This window comes from Fodinibius sp. GM108 (genome assembly GCF_058386985.1).
Map to the genome: position 1 here is coordinate 449,758 of NZ_JBYEIR010000001.1, position 16,953 is coordinate 466,710.

12 protein-coding genes are annotated in these 16,953 nt (G+C 42.8%); 7 read left to right on the plus strand and 5 right to left on the minus strand.

The window, feature by feature from the left end; genetic code table 11:
* Positions 1-9: 9 nt before the first annotated feature.
* From ACT3ID_RS02065 to ACT3ID_RS02085, 5 genes are all read left to right on the plus strand, one after another.
* Entirely contained in the window at positions 10-3,525 is a 3,516-nt protein-coding gene (locus tag ACT3ID_RS02065; protein ID WP_491540314.1) for an efflux RND transporter permease subunit, read from the plus strand.
* Between the two features lie 170 nt (positions 3,526-3,695).
* Positions 3,696-4,103: a DUF4293 family protein gene (locus tag ACT3ID_RS02070; RefSeq protein WP_491540315.1), complete on the plus strand. Its 408-nt coding sequence runs from the start codon at positions 3,696-3,698 to the stop codon at positions 4,101-4,103.
* 21 nt (positions 4,104-4,124) lie between these two features.
* A complete protein-coding gene (locus ACT3ID_RS02075) occupies positions 4,125-5,018 on the plus strand; it encodes a DMT family transporter (protein WP_491540316.1) in 894 nt (297 codons plus the stop codon).
* Between the two features lie 91 nt (positions 5,019-5,109).
* Positions 5,110-7,533 (plus strand): TonB-dependent receptor, encoded by a 2,424-nt coding sequence (locus ACT3ID_RS02080; RefSeq protein ID WP_491540317.1) that lies wholly within the window; start codon positions 5,110-5,112, stop codon positions 7,531-7,533.
* Positions 7,534-8,096: 563 nt separating this feature from the next.
* Complete coding sequence (locus ACT3ID_RS02085; RefSeq protein ID WP_491540318.1) at positions 8,097-9,629, plus strand: MltF family protein; 1,533 nt, start codon at positions 8,097-8,099, stop codon at positions 9,627-9,629.
* Between the two features lie 36 nt (positions 9,630-9,665).
* On the opposite strand, the gene ACT3ID_RS02090 is transcribed toward ACT3ID_RS02085, so the two are convergent.
* From ACT3ID_RS02090 to ACT3ID_RS02110, 5 genes are all read right to left on the minus strand, one after another.
* Positions 9,666-11,399, minus strand: a complete 1,734-nt coding sequence (locus ACT3ID_RS02090) for a PP2C family protein-serine/threonine phosphatase (RefSeq protein WP_491540319.1) — start codon at positions 11,397-11,399, stop codon at positions 9,666-9,668.
* A 4-nt stretch (positions 11,400-11,403) separates the two neighbouring features.
* On the minus strand, positions 11,404-11,799 hold the full coding sequence (locus tag ACT3ID_RS02095; RefSeq protein WP_491540320.1) for an ATP-binding protein: 396 nt from the start codon (positions 11,797-11,799) through the stop codon (positions 11,404-11,406).
* 35 nt (positions 11,800-11,834) lie between these two features.
* Entirely contained in the window at positions 11,835-12,194 is a 360-nt protein-coding gene (locus ACT3ID_RS02100; RefSeq protein WP_491540321.1) for an STAS domain-containing protein, read from the minus strand.
* Positions 12,195-12,513: 319 nt separating this feature from the next.
* Positions 12,514-13,461 carry an alpha/beta hydrolase gene (locus tag ACT3ID_RS02105; protein ID WP_491540322.1) on the minus strand — a complete coding sequence of 316 codons (948 nt, stop codon included), beginning with the start codon at positions 13,459-13,461 and terminating at the stop codon, positions 12,514-12,516.
* Between the two features lie 141 nt (positions 13,462-13,602).
* A complete protein-coding gene (locus ACT3ID_RS02110; protein ID WP_491540323.1) occupies positions 13,603-14,121 on the minus strand; it encodes an SPOR domain-containing protein in 519 nt (172 codons plus the stop codon).
* Positions 14,122-14,372: 251 nt separating this feature from the next.
* Between ACT3ID_RS02110 and ACT3ID_RS02115 the strand changes: the two genes are divergently transcribed.
* Together ACT3ID_RS02115 and ACT3ID_RS02120 are read left to right on the plus strand one after the other, a co-directional pair.
* A complete protein-coding gene (locus ACT3ID_RS02115; protein ID WP_491540324.1) occupies positions 14,373-15,896 on the plus strand; it encodes an ABC transporter permease in 1,524 nt (507 codons plus the stop codon).
* Positions 15,897-15,899: 3 nt separating this feature from the next.
* A complete protein-coding gene (locus tag ACT3ID_RS02120) occupies positions 15,900-16,946 on the plus strand; it encodes an ABC transporter ATP-binding protein (RefSeq protein ID WP_491540325.1) in 1,047 nt (348 codons plus the stop codon).
* The last annotated feature ends 7 nt before the right edge of the window (positions 16,947-16,953 follow it).

A 16,953-nucleotide genomic window follows, 5' to 3' on the forward strand; every position in this document is an offset into this window, starting at 1 on the left:
TTTTTTATTGTGGATAATTCAGAATCAACAAATCAGAGCCTTTTTGGAAACGGAAAGAGCGGTTCTATAAAACAGAAAGAGTTTGGAATTTCCTCTTTCTCTATTGACAATCGCATTAGTGTGCTGGTACTGGTATTGTTAGTAGCTGTCATGGGAATACAATCTTATATCAACATTCCCAAGGAGTCAGCACCGGATATCACAATACCAAATATCATGGTGATAACGACCTATCCGGGTGTGTCGCCCGAAGATATGGAGAGTTTGATAACGCGTAAACTTGAGGATGAGCTAAGCGGTATCTCGGATATTAAAGAGATGAGCTCCACTTCGGCAGAGGGATATTCAAATATCAATATGGAGTTTGCCTCTGATGTGAATATCGATGATGCATTACAGAAAGTGCGTGAGAAGGTCGACCTGGCGAAGCCAGAGCTGCCGTCCGAAGCAGAAGATCCTATTATCGAGGAGATTAACTTTTCGGAATTTCCCATTATGCAGGTGAACGTTTCGGGACAGTATAGCTTGGTGCAGCTAAAAGAGATTGCCGAAGATCTTCAGGACCGAATAGAAAGTATTCCTTCTGTTTTGGAGGTAGATTTAGCCGGTGGACTTGAACGTGAGATTAAGGTAGATGTCGATTTACCCAAATTAAAGTATTACGGTCTGAGCTTTGGAGATATAATTGCCGCCATCCAGCAGGAAAATATCACCGTTCCGGGTGGTAATATTGAAGTTGGCATCAAGAAGTTTTTGCTGCGTGTGCCTGGTGAATTCGACTCTGTTGATCCAATAGAAGATATTGTAATTGATGCACCCGATGATAAGCCAATCTATGTCCGGGATCTGGCGGATGTGACATTTGGATTTAAAGAGCGTGAAACCTATGCCGAATTTAATAATGATCCGGTAATTTCTCTGTCTGTTGTAAAACGAAGTGGTGAAAATATTTTGGAGACATCTCGCGCGGTAAAGGCAATACTGGATGAAGAGCTTCCGGGCTTGCCTCCTACTACAAATTTCGAGATTACCTCCGATCAGAGTAAAGAAATCAACTCCATGGTGAGCAGCCTTGAAAACAACATTATTTCTGGGCTGATCCTTGTGATTGGTATCCTTCTGTTTTTCTTGGGCGTTCGCAACGCTTCATTTGTAGGTATCGCCATTCCGATGTCGATGTTTTTGTCATTTATTGTTATCAGCGGTTTAGGCATGACCATGAACATGATCGTGCTATTTTCGCTGATATTGGCCTTGGGTATGCTTGTGGATAATGCCATTGTAGTAGTAGAGAATATTTATCGTTATCTGGAAGAGGGATTCGATAACTTTACGGCAGCGAAAAAGGGAACCGGAGAGGTTGCCGTACCAATTATTTCTGGTACGCTTACCACGCTTGGAGCTTTCTTGCCGTTGTTATTCTGGCCAGGTGTCGTAGGTGAATTCATGGGATACCTTCCCCTGACACTGATTATAACGCTTGCAAGTTCACTATTTGTTGCGTTGGTAATTAATCCGGTGTTATGTGCCCTGTTTATGGGGCTGGATCAGGAAGAAGGGTCTCGTAATCCTCAAATGACGCGGAAAGGAAAGTTTTTTATAGCTTCGGCTGTGGGAGTATTGCTGGTTATCGGATTAATTAACAGCGTGCTTACCTGGTCGATGCTGATTGTTGTCGGAGGCTTGTTGTGGCTGTCATACAAATATTTCATGGAGCCGCTAAGCGCTTGGTGGCAAACAAAAGGACTGCCCCAGACATTGGAGAAGTATGAGAAGGTTCTGCGCTGGTCTCTTGATCACAGCAAGTCAATTGTCGGAATTTCGGTTGTCGTCCTTGTCTCCAGTTTCATCACCTTTGGCATATTTAATCCTGGTGTAGAATATTTTCCGGAAGATATTCCGCCGCCGCGGGCTTATATACAGGTTGAAGCCCCGGTTGGCACAAACGTGGAGTTTACGAAATCGGTTGTTGATGAGCTTGAAAATAAAGTGCCGAACATACCAAATAACAATGATATTGAATCGGTACTAAGTACATCCGGTTCGGCGATTACTTCGGGGATGGGGGGAAATCAAGGGACTTCTTCGCATCTGGGAACAATCGTGCTCAACTTTGTTGATTATCAGCAGCGCGAGGGGACCAGCTTTGATGCTATGGAGTATGCCCGCAGTAACTTCAGCGAAGATATCGCAGGTGCCGAAATTACCGTTGAAGAAGAGCAGCAGGGACCTCCGTCAGGGCCACCGATTAATCTCGAAATAGCGGGTAAGGATATGGACCAGCTGGAAAGTATTTCCGACAATATCTTAAGAATTCTCGAGCGTAATCCGGTATATAATAAACTAGATGGGCTAGAGACCGATCTGCCGGAACCAAGTCCCGAAGTACGAGTCAATGTGGATCGTGAAAAAGCTGCAGTTTACGGTATCTCAACGCAAGACATTGGTAATACAGTGCGGCAGGCTATAAATGGAGTCGAAGCATCTCAATATCGCGACGGGAAGGATGAATACGACATCACGGTTCGTTTGGCCGAACAGTACCGCGATGATCTTAGTGCACTACAGGATCTGATGATTGTAGGAGAAGAAGGGCGTCAAATACCGCTTTCAACCGTTGCTAACTGGGAGATCCGGGAAGGTTTCGGTGGTATTAAACACAAAGATCAGGAGCGAGTAGTAACGGTAATGGCGGATGTACGATCAGGTTACAATGCCAATGCTGTTCTTGAAGAAGTGCAAAATGTACTTGATAACTATATTACTAATGAAGTTCCAACGGGATATACTGCCAGCTGGACTGGTCAGCAAGAAGATCAGCAGGAAGCAGTTGATTTCTTGTCGATGGCATTCCTTATTTCGCTGTTTCTTATTGCTTTTATCCTGATATCACAGTTCAATTCCGTGAGCAAACCGTTTATTGTGATGACCTCGGTTGTGATGTCTACGGCAGGTGTTTTCTTTGGATTAACAATTTTCCAGATGCCGTTTGTTATCATTATGACTGGTATTGGAGTGATTTCACTGGCGGGAGTTGTCGTAAATAATGCCATTGTACTAATCGATTATATTGATATCCTACGTACCCGTGATAACATGCCGCTCTATGAGGCACTGGTACTGGGTGGAAAAGTTCGTTTTCGTCCCGTAATACTGACGGCGTTAACCACTACCCTTGGGTTAATACCGCTGGCAATTGGGTTTAATCTCGATTTTATAACGCTGGTAGGTAACCCTGCAGAGTTTTTCGGTAATTTGGGCGAATATCTCTATTGGGGCGGTGAGCAAGCGGCATGGTGGGCTCCGATGGCGATTGCGGTTATAAACGGACTTATTTTTGCAACCTTTTTAACACTCATTCTGGTTCCGGTGCTCTACTATCTGTTTGAAAAAGGACGTCGTAAAGTAAATATGTTTTTCTATGACGATCAAAACCCCGGTATCATCGTCAAAGCACCTGAACCTGAGGTAAATGTCTCACAGGAAAAGAAGCACCACGACGCAGAAACAGTTGTAAAAACATGATTGACTGATGGGTTAAGAGATAATTGCCATAACATAGATCCCATCACAATCCCCTGGTTGAGGTCCGGATATTCTTATTCGGGCCTCAACTTTTTTCGGGATGACCGGCTCTCCAAAAAATTGTATCTTTGGCAATCGCATCAAACTGACAATAAAATATTGCTGCACACGTGATTCAACGGATACAAACAGTTTTTCTATTTTTGGCTTTTTTGTTAAACGGAAGCGTTTTTTTTAATGCCTTGTACAGCCATGCCGTTAATGACCCCCAGGGATGGGTTGGTATTAGTTTTGCCATTCTGTTGACGATTTCTGCTTTGGGATCTTTGGGAACTATCTTTTTGTATAACAATCGACAGAATCATCTTCGATGGGTAAAACTGTTATTGATTCCTCAGATAATCACGATCGGATTTGCGTTCGGTATCTACATTTCCCTTGGCGGCTTCGGCGTTTTCTTATGGGATGAAACCATTGGCTTGATATTGCTTTTCCTGGCTCTGGCCTCACAACTGTATGCCCGTAAAAAAATCAAAGATGATATCGAGTTGGTTAAATCAATGGATCGTATCCGCTAGATAATACCTAATTTATTTTTTATGGCAGCAGATTATCCGAAAGTGAAAGTACTGGCAGCACTGCTGGCCGGTTTGACAGCTTTCGGATTTGCCCCCATCCTGGTTCGCCTGGCACCTGACACATCCCCATTGGTACTGGTCGTTTATCGCACGGTGTTCGCAGCTGTTATGCTGTTGCCGTTTTGGATTTGGTTGCGGAGCAGTGAGCAGCGCGAGGGAAAAGGCAGCGAACGTTGGTGGATAGCTTTGTCGGGAGTTTGCCTTGGGCTCCATTTTATATTTTGGATCTCTTCGCTCTACTACACGTCTGTTGCTTCTGCCTCAGTGTTGGTCACGATCCATCCCATCATTATGATACTGGTAGAGCGACTATGGTTCAAAAGAAGCTTTCCTACAACAACCTGGGTTGGCGTTTTTATAGCATTTTCGGGCTCGGTTTTGTTGGGAATTTCAGACAGTCAGATCGAACAGGACTTTGCTGATCCGCTGTTTGGAAATTTTCTGGCCTTTACAGCAGCTGTTATATTTGTGGTGTATCTGCTTATCGGGCAAAAGATCCGCAGAAAACGAGAATGGATCGATTATGTATTTCCGGTCTATTTTTATGCCGCTGTGGCTTGTGTGCTGGTAGCTGTAATATTTGGCAAAAATCTGCTCGATATTTCTACCATAGGCATATGGGCCGGAGCAGGATTGGCATTTGGCCCGCAGATTGTAGGACACGGTTCGATGAATTATGCTGTGAAATATGTATCCCCAACGCTAATTTCTACATTAGTTCTATCAGAACCATTACTTGCTTCTGTGCTTGCTTTCTTATTTTTTGCAGAGCTTCCGCCTGTTACCTCGATTATAGCGATGTTTATTATACTAGCCGGTGTAGCATTAACGTGGAGACGAAAAGCGGCTGAATAGTAAATATTTGTTATAGCATGATCATAGTATTTAATCTCTGTGATCTAGTTCATATAATCCACTCATTTTCAAAAAACAAAAAACAGATTTTATGAATTACCGGGCGTTTCTAGCTTCATTGTTAATAGTCTTTCTGTTTAGTACTGATCTGCTTCTCGGGCAGACCCTAAAAGTGGTGGATAATAATACGCTCGAGCCCATTCCCAATGTATATATCTATAATAACGAGCAAAATAAAATGGCCTCAACTGATGCAGAAGGTGAGGCCGACATTTCCAAATTTACACAAGCCGATACCTTGAATTTTCAGCACCCGGCGTTCCAGCCGCTTTCACTTACTTATCAACAGGTTAAAGAGCGTGGTAATGAGGTGAGGTTAAACGAAAAGTCAGTGGTTATGGAGGAGGTTTATATTTCTGCAAATAAACGGGTACAGGATATTACCGAAATACCTCAGCGAATTTCGCAGATAAGTGAAGAGCAAATGTTGTTCAACAATCCCCAGACATCTGCAGACCTGTTACAGAGCTCGGGAGAAGTTTTTGTGCAAAAAAGCCAGATGGGCGGTGGCAGTCCCATGATTCGCGGCTTTGCAGCTAATTCAGTGTTAATTGCCGTTGATGGTATTCGCATGAATAATGCTATTTTCCGAAGCGGAAATCTCCAGAATGTAATCTCAGTTGATGCCAACGCTCTTTCTAATGCTGAAGTTCTTTTCGGGCCCGGATCTATTATTTATGGTAGCGATGCACTGGGTGGAGTAATGAACTTTCAAACCAAAGAACCAACACTTTCTTTTGATTCCGAAGAATCAGAAATATCCGCCAACAGTATGGCCCGATACAGTTCGGCCAATAATGAGCGGACGATTCATGCTGATGCGAATTTCGGCTACGAAAAATGGGGTATGCTCACCAGCATCACTTATAGTGATTTTGATGATATGCATTCAGGAGGCGATTTCTATGATGAGTATCCGGATTTCGGAAAGAGAGAAGAATATGTTGATCGTATCAATGGGCAGGATACGGTCTTGACGAATGATGATGTTACCCGTCAGCGCCCTTCAGGTTATGAACAGCTCAACATTATGCAGAAGTTTCGCTATAAACCGAATAACAATTGGGATGCCACGTATGGGCTTCATTATGCAACCAGCTCCGATATTCCCCGGTATGATCGACTCATTCAGCGCGAAAACGGCGATACCGGGTCACTTGTCAATGCCGAGTGGTACTATGGCCCCCAAATTTGGATGATGAACACTCTTAATGTTAAGTATTTCGGCCAAACGGATCTGTTTGATAATGTTACGGGAGTATTTTCACAGCAGTGGTTCCAGGAAAGTCGTAATGATCGTGATTTCCAGGATGTGCTGCTGCGAAATCGCGAAGAAAATGTTGATGTATATACCGCTAACCTGGATTTTGATAAAATTTTTGAAGAAGGCAAAGAGCTGTACTATGGCCTTGAGGGAATCTACAATTATGTTGATTCAGAAGCATATTCAAAAAATATCGAAACCGATGCAAAAAGTTCAGTTGAAACCCGTTATCCTTCCGAAGGGAGCAATTATACGCAGCTGGCGGCCTATGCCAAATATGAGCAGGATCTCGCATCAAATTTGACAGCAATAGCGGGCACCCGATACAGCCATGTGATGCTGGATGCGCAGTTTGATCCGGGCAGATTTGATCAGTTTGATGAAATAACGTTTAATACCGGCGCGCTAAGTGGTAGTTTGGGATTTACCTATCGCCCTACCAATAATTTGCAGCTAAATTTAAACGGCGCTACCGGTTTTCGAGCCCCGAATGTAGATGATGCCGCCAAAGTTTTTGATTCTGAGCCTGGGACTGTTATTGTGCCTAATGATGATATCCAACCTGAAAAATCCTATAATCTGGATTTTAGTGTTATCAAGAAATTTGCCGATGGCGCCCGCCTGGAGTTAAATACCTATTATACCTGGCTCAAAGATGCGATGGTGCGTCGTGATTTTGGCGACCAATTTGGCCAGGATTCTATTATGTACGATGGCGTGCTGAGTAATGTGGAGGCTGTAGTTAATGCTGGTGAAGCTTATGTTTATGGTGCCAGCGCCGAGTTCACTTCAGAGTTATGGTCTAACCTTACGTTTGATTCAAAGATTACATATACCGAGGGAAAAGATGTTACTAATGATGAGCCATTGCGACATGTGGCACCGTTATTTGGAAGAAGTTCACTGGCCTATCAAACGGAGAAAATAAAAATTGAAGCTTATACCGAGTACAATGCCAAAAAAGATATTTCCGACTTTTCTCCCTCCGAGCGTAATAAACCCCATCTCTACACCACTGATGGTACTCCTGGTTGGGTAACGCTGAACCTTAAAACTTCCTACCGATTTGATGAAGATATACAGCTGGATGCCGGAGTCGAAAACATTCTTGATAAACACTATCGCCCTTATTCATCAGGGATTAGCGCAGCTGGAAGAAATGTAAAAGTTACGGTCAGAGCTCATCTTTAAATAGAACGAGGGGAAGACGGTAGTAAATAACCAGGTTTCTTGACAGTATCTTGCTGGCGGAGTGGTCTCTGTTTTGATGTCGCAGAGAAAACAAAGATTTCTCACTCTTCCCGAAGGTTTTCGGGATCCGTTCGAAAGGACGACGGAGGTTGATAAGTTCTAGAACACTAGCTTATCACAATATCCCTGGCTGATGACCAAAAAAGCAAAGGTGTCATCTCGACCGTCAGGGAGAGATCTTTGTTTTAAACCGAAAGCTGTAGACAAGAGTTTATTACCTCGCTACACCTGTTCGAAATGACAAAAGAGCTGGGGCGGCTAGGTAATGTTGCATAGATATAATCACTCAATCCTTTCATTAATCGTTTAAAAAACGACAAATGGGGCATTAAAGCGACTATAATGGGGAGAGAACGGGTAGTACTTAGGTTTTGTTAACGTAGATTAGAAAAAGCTTGTATAAGCAGGATTTCGGAAAATTTTGAGTATCTTTCTCAAGAAATGACAATATCGTTGGCTTGTTATTGCATTGAACGATCGATTCGATAACAAAAAAGATAGTTATGGAAAATAGAAAAACAATTTCATCAAGATTATATCTTGCTGTTATTGGTATTATTTCAATTAGCTTATTCAGCAGTTCTTGCATAAGCAAAGAAGATATTAACACGTTTGTTGAGAGTGATGCCGGACAAGAGCTTAGCGTGTCTGTTGAGGAGCCTATCGAGCGTGATTTTGCCGATATAAAAGAAGACGGCACATTAAAAATGATTACCCGCTACAGTTCGAACACCTATTTTTTGCATCAGGGACTGGAATGGGGATTTGAATATGAACTTGTCAGCAAATTTGCCGAAAACCATGATCTTGCGCTCGAAGTAGTTATCATAGGTCCGGAAGAAAATCCGTATGATATGTTGAATAGCGGCGAAGGAGATCTTATCGCCGCAAATTACGCAGCTACTCAGGAACGCAAGAAGTACGTCAACTTTACGCGTCCATATAATCTTGTAGATCAGTTGTTGGTTTTTCCTGATGATATAGAGAATGTGCCACAGTCGATTGAAGAAGTTGCTGAACGGGAAATTCCTGTGACGGTACGGCGAAATAGTTCGTATTTCTATCGCTTGCAAGATCTGAAAAAAGAAGGGATAGATATACCAGTTCAGTTAGTGCCTAATGAAAAAGATACCGAATCGCTGTTGTTCGAAATATCTAATAACACCAGTGGGTACCAGGCTACCGTAGCGGATGACAATATATTCCAAGCCTCCAATAAATACATGAAAGGACTTCGAAAAGGTCCGACTGTTGCAAAAAATGATACGATTGCCTGGGCGGTCAGAAAAAATGCTCCCGACCTGGAATCAAAGCTGAATCAATTTTTGTATGATCATTTTCGGTTTGGTAAACCCGGTGAAGCTCCTAAGCGATCGAGCTTTCTCAATATTCTGCGTAAACGATATTTCGAATCCGGACCTCAAATTGCAGAGTATTATAACCCCGAGTCTAAGCGTAAGAGTCTTGGCATAATTTCTCCATATGATGATCTTATAAAGCAGGTGGCGGATTCTGCGGGTATCGATTGGCTATTAGTGGCTTCGATTGCTGCACAAGAGACAAAGTTTAATCCCCAGTCGAAAAGTTGGGCTGGTGCAGTGGGTTTAATGCAGGTACTGCCGCGTTTTTCGGAAGTTAGAGACGAACAAAAACTTTATAATGAGGAGATAAATGTGAGAGAAGGTGTTCGTATAATAAAAGAGCATCTTGATCACTACTCGTACATGGATAGTACCAACCAGTGGTCATTTGCTCTGGCGGCATACAATGCAGGACAGGGTCACCTGGCTGATGCAAGGCGTTTGGCCATCGATCATAATAAAAATCCGAATGAATGGGAGAATGTGGCCGATGCACTTTTAAAACTGATGCACCGCAAATACTACAAAGATGCGCGCTACGGATTTTGCCGGGGAATTGAAACCGTTCGTTATGTACAGGAAATAAAAAATCGATATCAGACGTATAAAACTATTCTAGCAATGCGGGATTACGAGAGTGAAGAGCGGTCACCCGGAGTAATAGGGCTATTTTAGTAGAATTTCTTGAATAGCCTGAGCTAGCTTATCGAATCACTTCACATTTATAACAATAAGTGTGAGATCATCATGCTGTACATCCGTTGAAAATTCTTTCACAGCGTCAATAATAGCTTGCTGTATCTCTTCGGATGACTGGTCCCGATGTTCCTGAATACAATCCAATAGCCTTTCTTTGCCAAACTCTTCATTTTCATCTTCGTTCAGGGCTTCAGTAACTCCATCTGTATAGAATACCAGCAGGTCGCCCGAGGAAAGTTTTACTGTTGTCTCTTCATAGGGTGTCATTGTGGACATTGCACCTAAAATAAGTCCGCCTTCTTCTAATTCCTGGGGCTCTTTTTCGCCTGATTTTAGCCAGATCGGCGGATTATGGCCGGCATTGACAAAGCGAAATTCATAGGTATTGGGATTAAAAATGCCCCAGAAAAAAGTAATGAACTTGTCGCTCGGTGTATTTCGATAAATAATATCGTTTACTTGTCCCGAAGCTTCGCTCAGTGTGATATCAATTGGCAATAGCACATGTAACATAGCCTGCAGGTTTGCCATCAACAGGGCGGCAGGCATGCCCTTTCCCGTCACATCGCCGATGGCAAACAGTAGATTCTTGTCTGGTGTTTCCAGGATATCAAAATAGTCGCCGCCAACCTGATAGGAAGAAATGTTTTTGGCAGCAATATCAAGCTCGTCGGAGTGGGGAATAGGATCGGGCAAAAGTCCCTGCTGAATACTTTTCGCAATATTCAGCTCCTCTTCGAGACGCTCTTTTTCAATTCGTTCTTCGAGCAAATATGTTTTTTGGATCGAGAGAACAGCCAGATTACCAAGTGATTGCAGAAAGTTATAATCTGACGTTGAATACTCTTCTTTGTTTGCGCGGGCTCCTACACCGACAAGTGCAATTTTTTCGCTTTGAAAGTGGAGCCCAATAACGGCTTTAATTTCATTCTGTTTTAGTAGTGGAACCTCTTCTGCCAGCTGATTATCGACTTCAACAAGATCTTCTTCAAGGGCAAAAAGTTTATCAATTTGATCGTCAGGTAGTGTTTGATGAATTCCGCTCGAGGCAACGACTTCGCGATCCCCTTCATTTTCAAGAACAAAAAAGAATTTTCGGATGGTCATTTGTCCCAGCATGGCGAACTTGAAAATGCGGACAATCTCTTCACGGTCCACCATGATGTTAAAATCCTTGCTGAGATCGAACAGGGTATTCAGTTCATAAACTTTGCGGTCGAGCATGCGGTTGATACGTCGCAGCTCGGTGAACATGCGAGAGTTGGCAATGGCTACCGAAGAGATAATGGAAAGACTTTCGACAAACTCAATTTCACGTTGTGTCAGAGATTTTTTGTTTCCTTTGGATCCCAGGCAAAGAAAACCAATATGATTATTACTCGTACGCAGGTTGAAAAACGTGCAGTTTTTGTCGCCGTCGATAAGTTCCGGCATTTCAAAATCATCAATACCGCACTGTATAACCGACTGTTTTTTTACCTCGGGATCCAGATCAAAAGATAACTCCTGGCCCTCTTCGGGCACGTTGCGGCCTTTTGATTTTGAAATGATATAATTTTCCCGATTGGGTTGAAAAAGAAGAATCATGCCACTGCTTACCATCAGCTTGCCCATCGTGATAAGCAAGAGATTGTTAAGCACAAAATCCATGTCTTGAGACTCAATGAGCAATCGAGATGTCTCAAGAAGCGTTTTCAGCTCAAATCGGGAATGGCGATCGTCTTGTTTAGCGGAAGAACTGCCCACAGTGTTATTTCCTTTTTGTCATCCGAATTTCGTTCACCGCACCTTCGGTATGATATTCAACATTATCCATCAGTTTTTTTATGAGATATACACCTACACCGCCTCGCTTTTTTTCCTTTATTTTTTTGCGTACATTGGGCTTGCTATAATTGTTGGGATCAAAGGCGTCTCCTGTGTCGAGCAGTGAAATCCAAAACTCACTACTGTTGTAGCCTAACTCAATATCAACGGATTTCTGCTTGTCGTTCTTATAGGCGTGTTTGATAATATTCGTGTATGCCTCGTCAACGGCCAGACGTATATCCGCTACATCCTGTTTTTTAAACCCAAATTCAGTGGCATGTTTCGCTACAAAATCACGTACCTCGGCCAGATGTTCCGTAGAGGCCTGAACTGACATGCTATGTGTGGTCGTTGATTTTGACAAGGTAGTGGTTATTCAGATTCGTCAGTTTCAAATTTTTCGATAGCCTCAGACTCTTTTTGAAAGATGTCGTAAAGTGTAGGAAAGCCGAGCAGATCGAAAACATTGTACACCTTCGAGTTCATATTGGTAAGCTTTATATCGCCACCCAGAGATCGAACGTCCTCGATATAAGCCATAAACACCCCAAGTCCGGCACTTGCGATATAATCAAGATCCTCGCAGTTTACAATGATTTGATGCTTTTGCTGATCAATTAATTTCTTCAGCGAATCTTCCAATTGCGAAGCCGTATGTGCATCCAGCTCACCGCTCAGTTCCAAGACATCGTAGGAGTCTACTTTCCTGTGGTTGATTTCAAAATTTTTCATTGCTGCGAATTTATTTTAGAAAACTGTTCCCTCATAGAATCAGTTGTTAACATAAAAAATTTTATGAACATGGTACGCAAAAATGATCAGATGCCTAAATTTTGTCAATAGGAAAGCACAAGCCGTGTGATGATTATAAATAAGACTGGGAGTTTACGAAGTGAAAGGGAAAATGATTCAAAAAAAATAAGGCCTCACAAGTATCAGTTGTGAGGCCCTGACTATTCATCAAGAGAGACGCTACTTGAGCGCATTTCAATATACGTCAATTGTGCCCTTCTACACAAGTGTTTTTTTAAGATTTTTTAATATTTCCTATTTATGGGCTGTTTTTCGACCCGCTTTCTGTAGTCCCATGGGCGTCAAGGTCTTTCAGAAATTTTATGGTGTTATCCATAACATCTATTACAGATTTTGAGAGTAAAGAACTACAAATGACGTGCGATTTCGCCTCAGGAAAGTTCATGGCTGTGATCAAATCTGTGCGCGTACCGAGGCTGGAGACCATTTTTTTAATAGCTTTGACAGAAACAATCTTATCCTGTTCTTCTTTATTTTTATAATAGTAGCCGATAAATGTGGGGCAATTTACATTGCCGAAGGTGCTGTTTTTCATGTATTTCTTAATAAATGATCCCAATACCAGAGCTCCCTGCAGTGCATATTCTTTATTCCAGATACGATCTTCAGCCTTGGTTGATTCCTCATTTTTTATCAGGAATCTCTTACCGAGAAATAATCGTAGCGACTGTCGGCTAATGGAATTTGTAAGCAGATGTTGATTAATTCCGTAAAATCGAATGAGCGGGGAGTAGAGAATCAGAGACGATATCTTGTCCCTATGTTTATCATGGGAGGCCAGCCAGAGTGCTAATGAGCCGCCGGTGGAAGTTCCCATCACAATCACCTTTTGCCCGATTTTTTGTCCTATTTGTAAGGCAAAGCGAGCTGATTGCAACAGCTTTTCAACAGTAAGATTTAAAAGGGGATAATCTGATCGCACACCGTGTTCTTCTAACCTGCTCAAAAAAAGATTATAACCGAAATGTTCGGCTACTTTACGGTGAACCGGATCGCCTTCGGGATGAGATGCACGAAAACCGTGGAGGTAGACGATGGAATATTCAGTTTTTTGTGGTTCCGATCCGCAGTTCCATTCAATACGAGCTTCAGTCCCCAGTTTAAGATCATGAGCTGATTCCCGATCAGTCAAAAATGAGTCCAGCTTTTCAAGATTATCAGGAATACCAGAGAAATCTCTGTCCATAGATCCTTGTCTCCAAATAAACCAGATTAAATAGATTAATTGAGCACCTTACGGCAAGATATGATAAAATGTAACTCAAAAATAAAAGCACCGGATTGAAACCCCGGTGCTTTGTAGTGTGGGAAAATTATTATTTGATCCTTATTCAGAAATATCTTCATCGGATTCCTGGCCACTATTTGTCACTGAAATCCAGGAAGGCTCATTATATTCTTCTTGAAGCTTATTTCTGAGTTTTTCAGCCATTTCTTTTGTGCCCAGATGTCCCAATCGTACTCGGAACCAAACATCTCCGGTATCTTCATTGCCGTGCTTAACCACATAGGCATTTTCGTATCCCCGATCGATCCACTTTTGAACTTGAGCTTCGGCTTTTTCTTCTGATCTCCAGGCTTCAACCTGAACGGCAAAAGAGCCGTCGCTGTCAAATTCGATGCGGTTACGTTCCTCTTCTTCTTTTTTGGCAGCTGCTATACTGTCTTGACGAGCCTGTTCAATACTATCCTGACGCTGTTCAGCTAAACGCTGCTGGCGCATTTGTTCCAAAGAATCCTGCCGGGCCTGTTCCCGTTGTTGAACCTCTTCTTCACTTGGTCCGCAGCCAGTGAACATACTGATCGCCAAAGCCGCTGTAATAAGATAAATAATTACTTGTTTCATAGGGTAATGACTTTAATTAATTAAAATGATGTTTATATCTCTCAATCCTAATTTTACTTAAAATAAAGTATGGTGCAAAAAAATATTAACCAAAAGAATAATGGTGGGTAAAGAGCAATTAATTTTTAGCTTAAAAGGTTGCTATCGAGACGCTTTCTATTTAGATTTGATCTAAATTTTTCATTTCTCAGAGAAAGCTAAGCACGATTATAGGCACTCAGTCACATAGGAAATCACCTCCGTGGTATCTTTTGCTTCTGGCAGGATTAATTGCTGTCGGAGTGTTATTACCGCTGGTCTACTTATTAATCAGAGCCTTTGGCGCTTCTCCGGAGATGCTGAATAATGTAGTTTTTCGGATGCGTAACTTGCGCCTGCTGGGCAATACACTATTGCTTACAGCCGGTGTTTTGATCATAGACACCATTTTGGCACTTCCTCTGGCTTACCTCTCTGTTCGCATAAAAATTAAAGCACGACGGTTTATTACCTTGCTGGGTGTTCTTCCGCTTGCTATTCCCGGCTATGTAATGGCATATGCACTATTGGGGATGGGCGGTTATAACGGAACTTTTCAGGCGTGGTTTGGTTGGGCGCTACCCCGCATTAATGGTTTTACCGGTTCACTGATTGTATTATCAATCTGTACGTTTCCCTATTTGTACCTAAACCTGCGCACAGCCCTGTTGGGGATGGATCAGTCGATTGAGGAAGTTTCACGGTCACTGGGATATGATGCCCGATCAACATTTTTCAAAGTGATTCTTCCTCAACTTAGACCGGCATTACTTGCTGGAGGATTACTAATAAGCCTTCACGTAATCGGTGATTTTGGTACGGTATCGCTGATGCGGTTTGAAACATTCAGTTATGCGCTATACCTGCAATATATTGCTGCTTATGATCGGATTTATGCGGCCTGGCTAGCGCTTATGCTGTTGGCACTTACAACGGGAGCATTAGTGTTAGAATACAAGTTACTGAAAAAAGCAATTTTCCACCGATTGGGACGCGGGGCAGCCAAAGCAAAAAGATTTCTTGATTTAGGGACCTGGAAAATACCAGCGTATACCTTTGTGGGAGTTTTATTTGTTGTGTCCATTCTTTTGCCAGTGTCATCGATCGTTTTTTGGCTTAATCAGACAGCTTTTGCCTCTGTAGCCGGTGAGTTATATCAGGCCTTTGCGAATTCTGTCAAAGCGTCGGCCCCGGCAGCGGTACTAACAACATTGCTGGCTTTACCGCTGGCTTACATCGGCGTTCGCTATAAGAGTAAACTTAGTAATCCCATCGAGCGGGTAGCTTATCTGGGATATGCAACGCCGCCGCTGGCTTTTGCTCTGGCGATTGTATTCTTTTCGCTGCAGGTCTCTACAGCTCTATACCAGTCCCTGTTGTTGCTGGTTATTGCTTATTCGCTGCATTTCCTGGCCGAGGGCATAGGACCCGTTCGCAGTGCTTTGTACCAGGCACCGCCCCAGCTTGAGGAAGCCGCCCGTTCATTGGGCTATTCTTCCATCAAATCCTTTTTTAAAGTAACTTTTCCGCTGTTGCGCGGTGGAATTATTGCATCGGCATCCTTGGTTTTTTTATCTGCAATGAAAGAGCTCTCAATTACGTTCTTATTATCACCAATAGGATTTGATACGTTGGCATTGAATGTATGGTCCTACACAGGGGAAGCAATGTTTGCCGAAGCAGCTCCCTTTGCACTAACGTTATTAATATTTTCATCCTTATTTGTAGGATTATTATTCTCGAAAGAGCTGAAATAGCACATGAAAAATTTACTTACGGTAAAAAATTTAACTAAATCATTTGACGATAACGGTCCTGTTGTAGATTCACTGGATTTTGAGGTAAAAGAGCATGAAATATTTGCATTATTAGGACCAAGTGGATGTGGAAAAACAACGTGTCTCCGTCTTATTTCAGGATTTGAACATGCTGACCGCGGCGAAGTTAATCTTGACGGAAACGTGTTGGAATCACCGACGAAGCATGTAGCTCCCCAAAATCGTGGTATTGGCTTCGTTTTCCAGGATTATGCACTGTTTCCCCATCTTTCAGTAATCGAAAACGTAGCCTTTGGTCTTACGGATATCCCCAAGCACAAACGGCTTGTCTATGCCGAAGAGGTACTTTGCCGGACCGGAATGGGTGATTATAAGGATAGAAATCCCAGTGAGCTTTCCGGTGGTCAACAGCAGCGCGTGGCTCTGGCCCGGGCTATTGCTCCCAAGCCACAGCTTGTTCTGCTGGATGAACCTTTCTCAAATTTAGATGCGATGCTTCGAGATTCGATGCGCAAAGAGGTGCGTGATATCCTCAAGAAAGCGGGTATGAGCGCGCTGCTGGTAACACATGACCAGGAAGAGGCACTTTCATTTGCCGATCGTATTGCTGTGATGAACGAGGGTAAAATCGAACAGATCGGAACGCCGGAAGAAGTGTATTACAAGCCTAAAACAAAATTTGTGGCTCAGTTCCTGGGCCGGACCAATCTTTTTCATGCGGATGCAAGCGGCGGCTCGCAAGTAACGACAAAGCTAGGTCCGATGAATCTAGATTGCAAAGCTTGTGGTCGGGTGCTCTGTTCCATTCGTCCCGAGCACTTGACTCTCGAAAAAGCAGACGGACATAAGCCCGAAGAAGTGGGGATTGTAATAAGTCGTGAGTTCAAAGGACATGATATCACCTATCATGTGCAGCTACACGATGAAAAATATTTGGTTCACACTGATAATCGTGTAATTTTTGAGCCTAATGATTCTGTGGTGATCAAACCGCTCGAATCGGCTGTGATTTTGGAAGAAGAAGAGTAACGAACTT

Bases quoted from the DNA above. Each gene is read 5' to 3' on its own strand.
- ACT3ID_RS02075 (WP_491540316.1), top strand. From the start codon at position 4,125: ATGGCAGCAGATTATCCGAAAGTGAAAGTACTGGCAGCACTGCTGGCC.
- ACT3ID_RS02080 (WP_491540317.1), top strand. From the start codon at position 5,110: ATGAATTACCGGGCGTTTCTAGCTTCATTGTTAATAGTCTTTCTGTTT.
- ACT3ID_RS02085 (WP_491540318.1), top strand. From the start codon at position 8,097: ATGGAAAATAGAAAAACAATTTCATCAAGATTATATCTTGCTGTTATT.
- ACT3ID_RS02095 (WP_491540320.1), bottom strand. From the start codon at position 11,799: ATGTCAGTTCAGGCCTCTACGGAACATCTGGCCGAGGTACGTGATTTT.
- ACT3ID_RS02100 (WP_491540321.1), bottom strand. From the start codon at position 12,194: ATGAAAAATTTTGAAATCAACCACAGGAAAGTAGACTCCTACGATGTC.
- ACT3ID_RS02105 (WP_491540322.1), bottom strand. From the start codon at position 13,461: ATGGACAGAGATTTCTCTGGTATTCCTGATAATCTTGAAAAGCTGGAC.
- ACT3ID_RS02110 (WP_491540323.1), bottom strand. From the start codon at position 14,121: ATGAAACAAGTAATTATTTATCTTATTACAGCGGCTTTGGCGATCAGT.
- ACT3ID_RS02120 (WP_491540325.1), top strand. From the start codon at position 15,900: ATGAAAAATTTACTTACGGTAAAAAATTTAACTAAATCATTTGACGAT.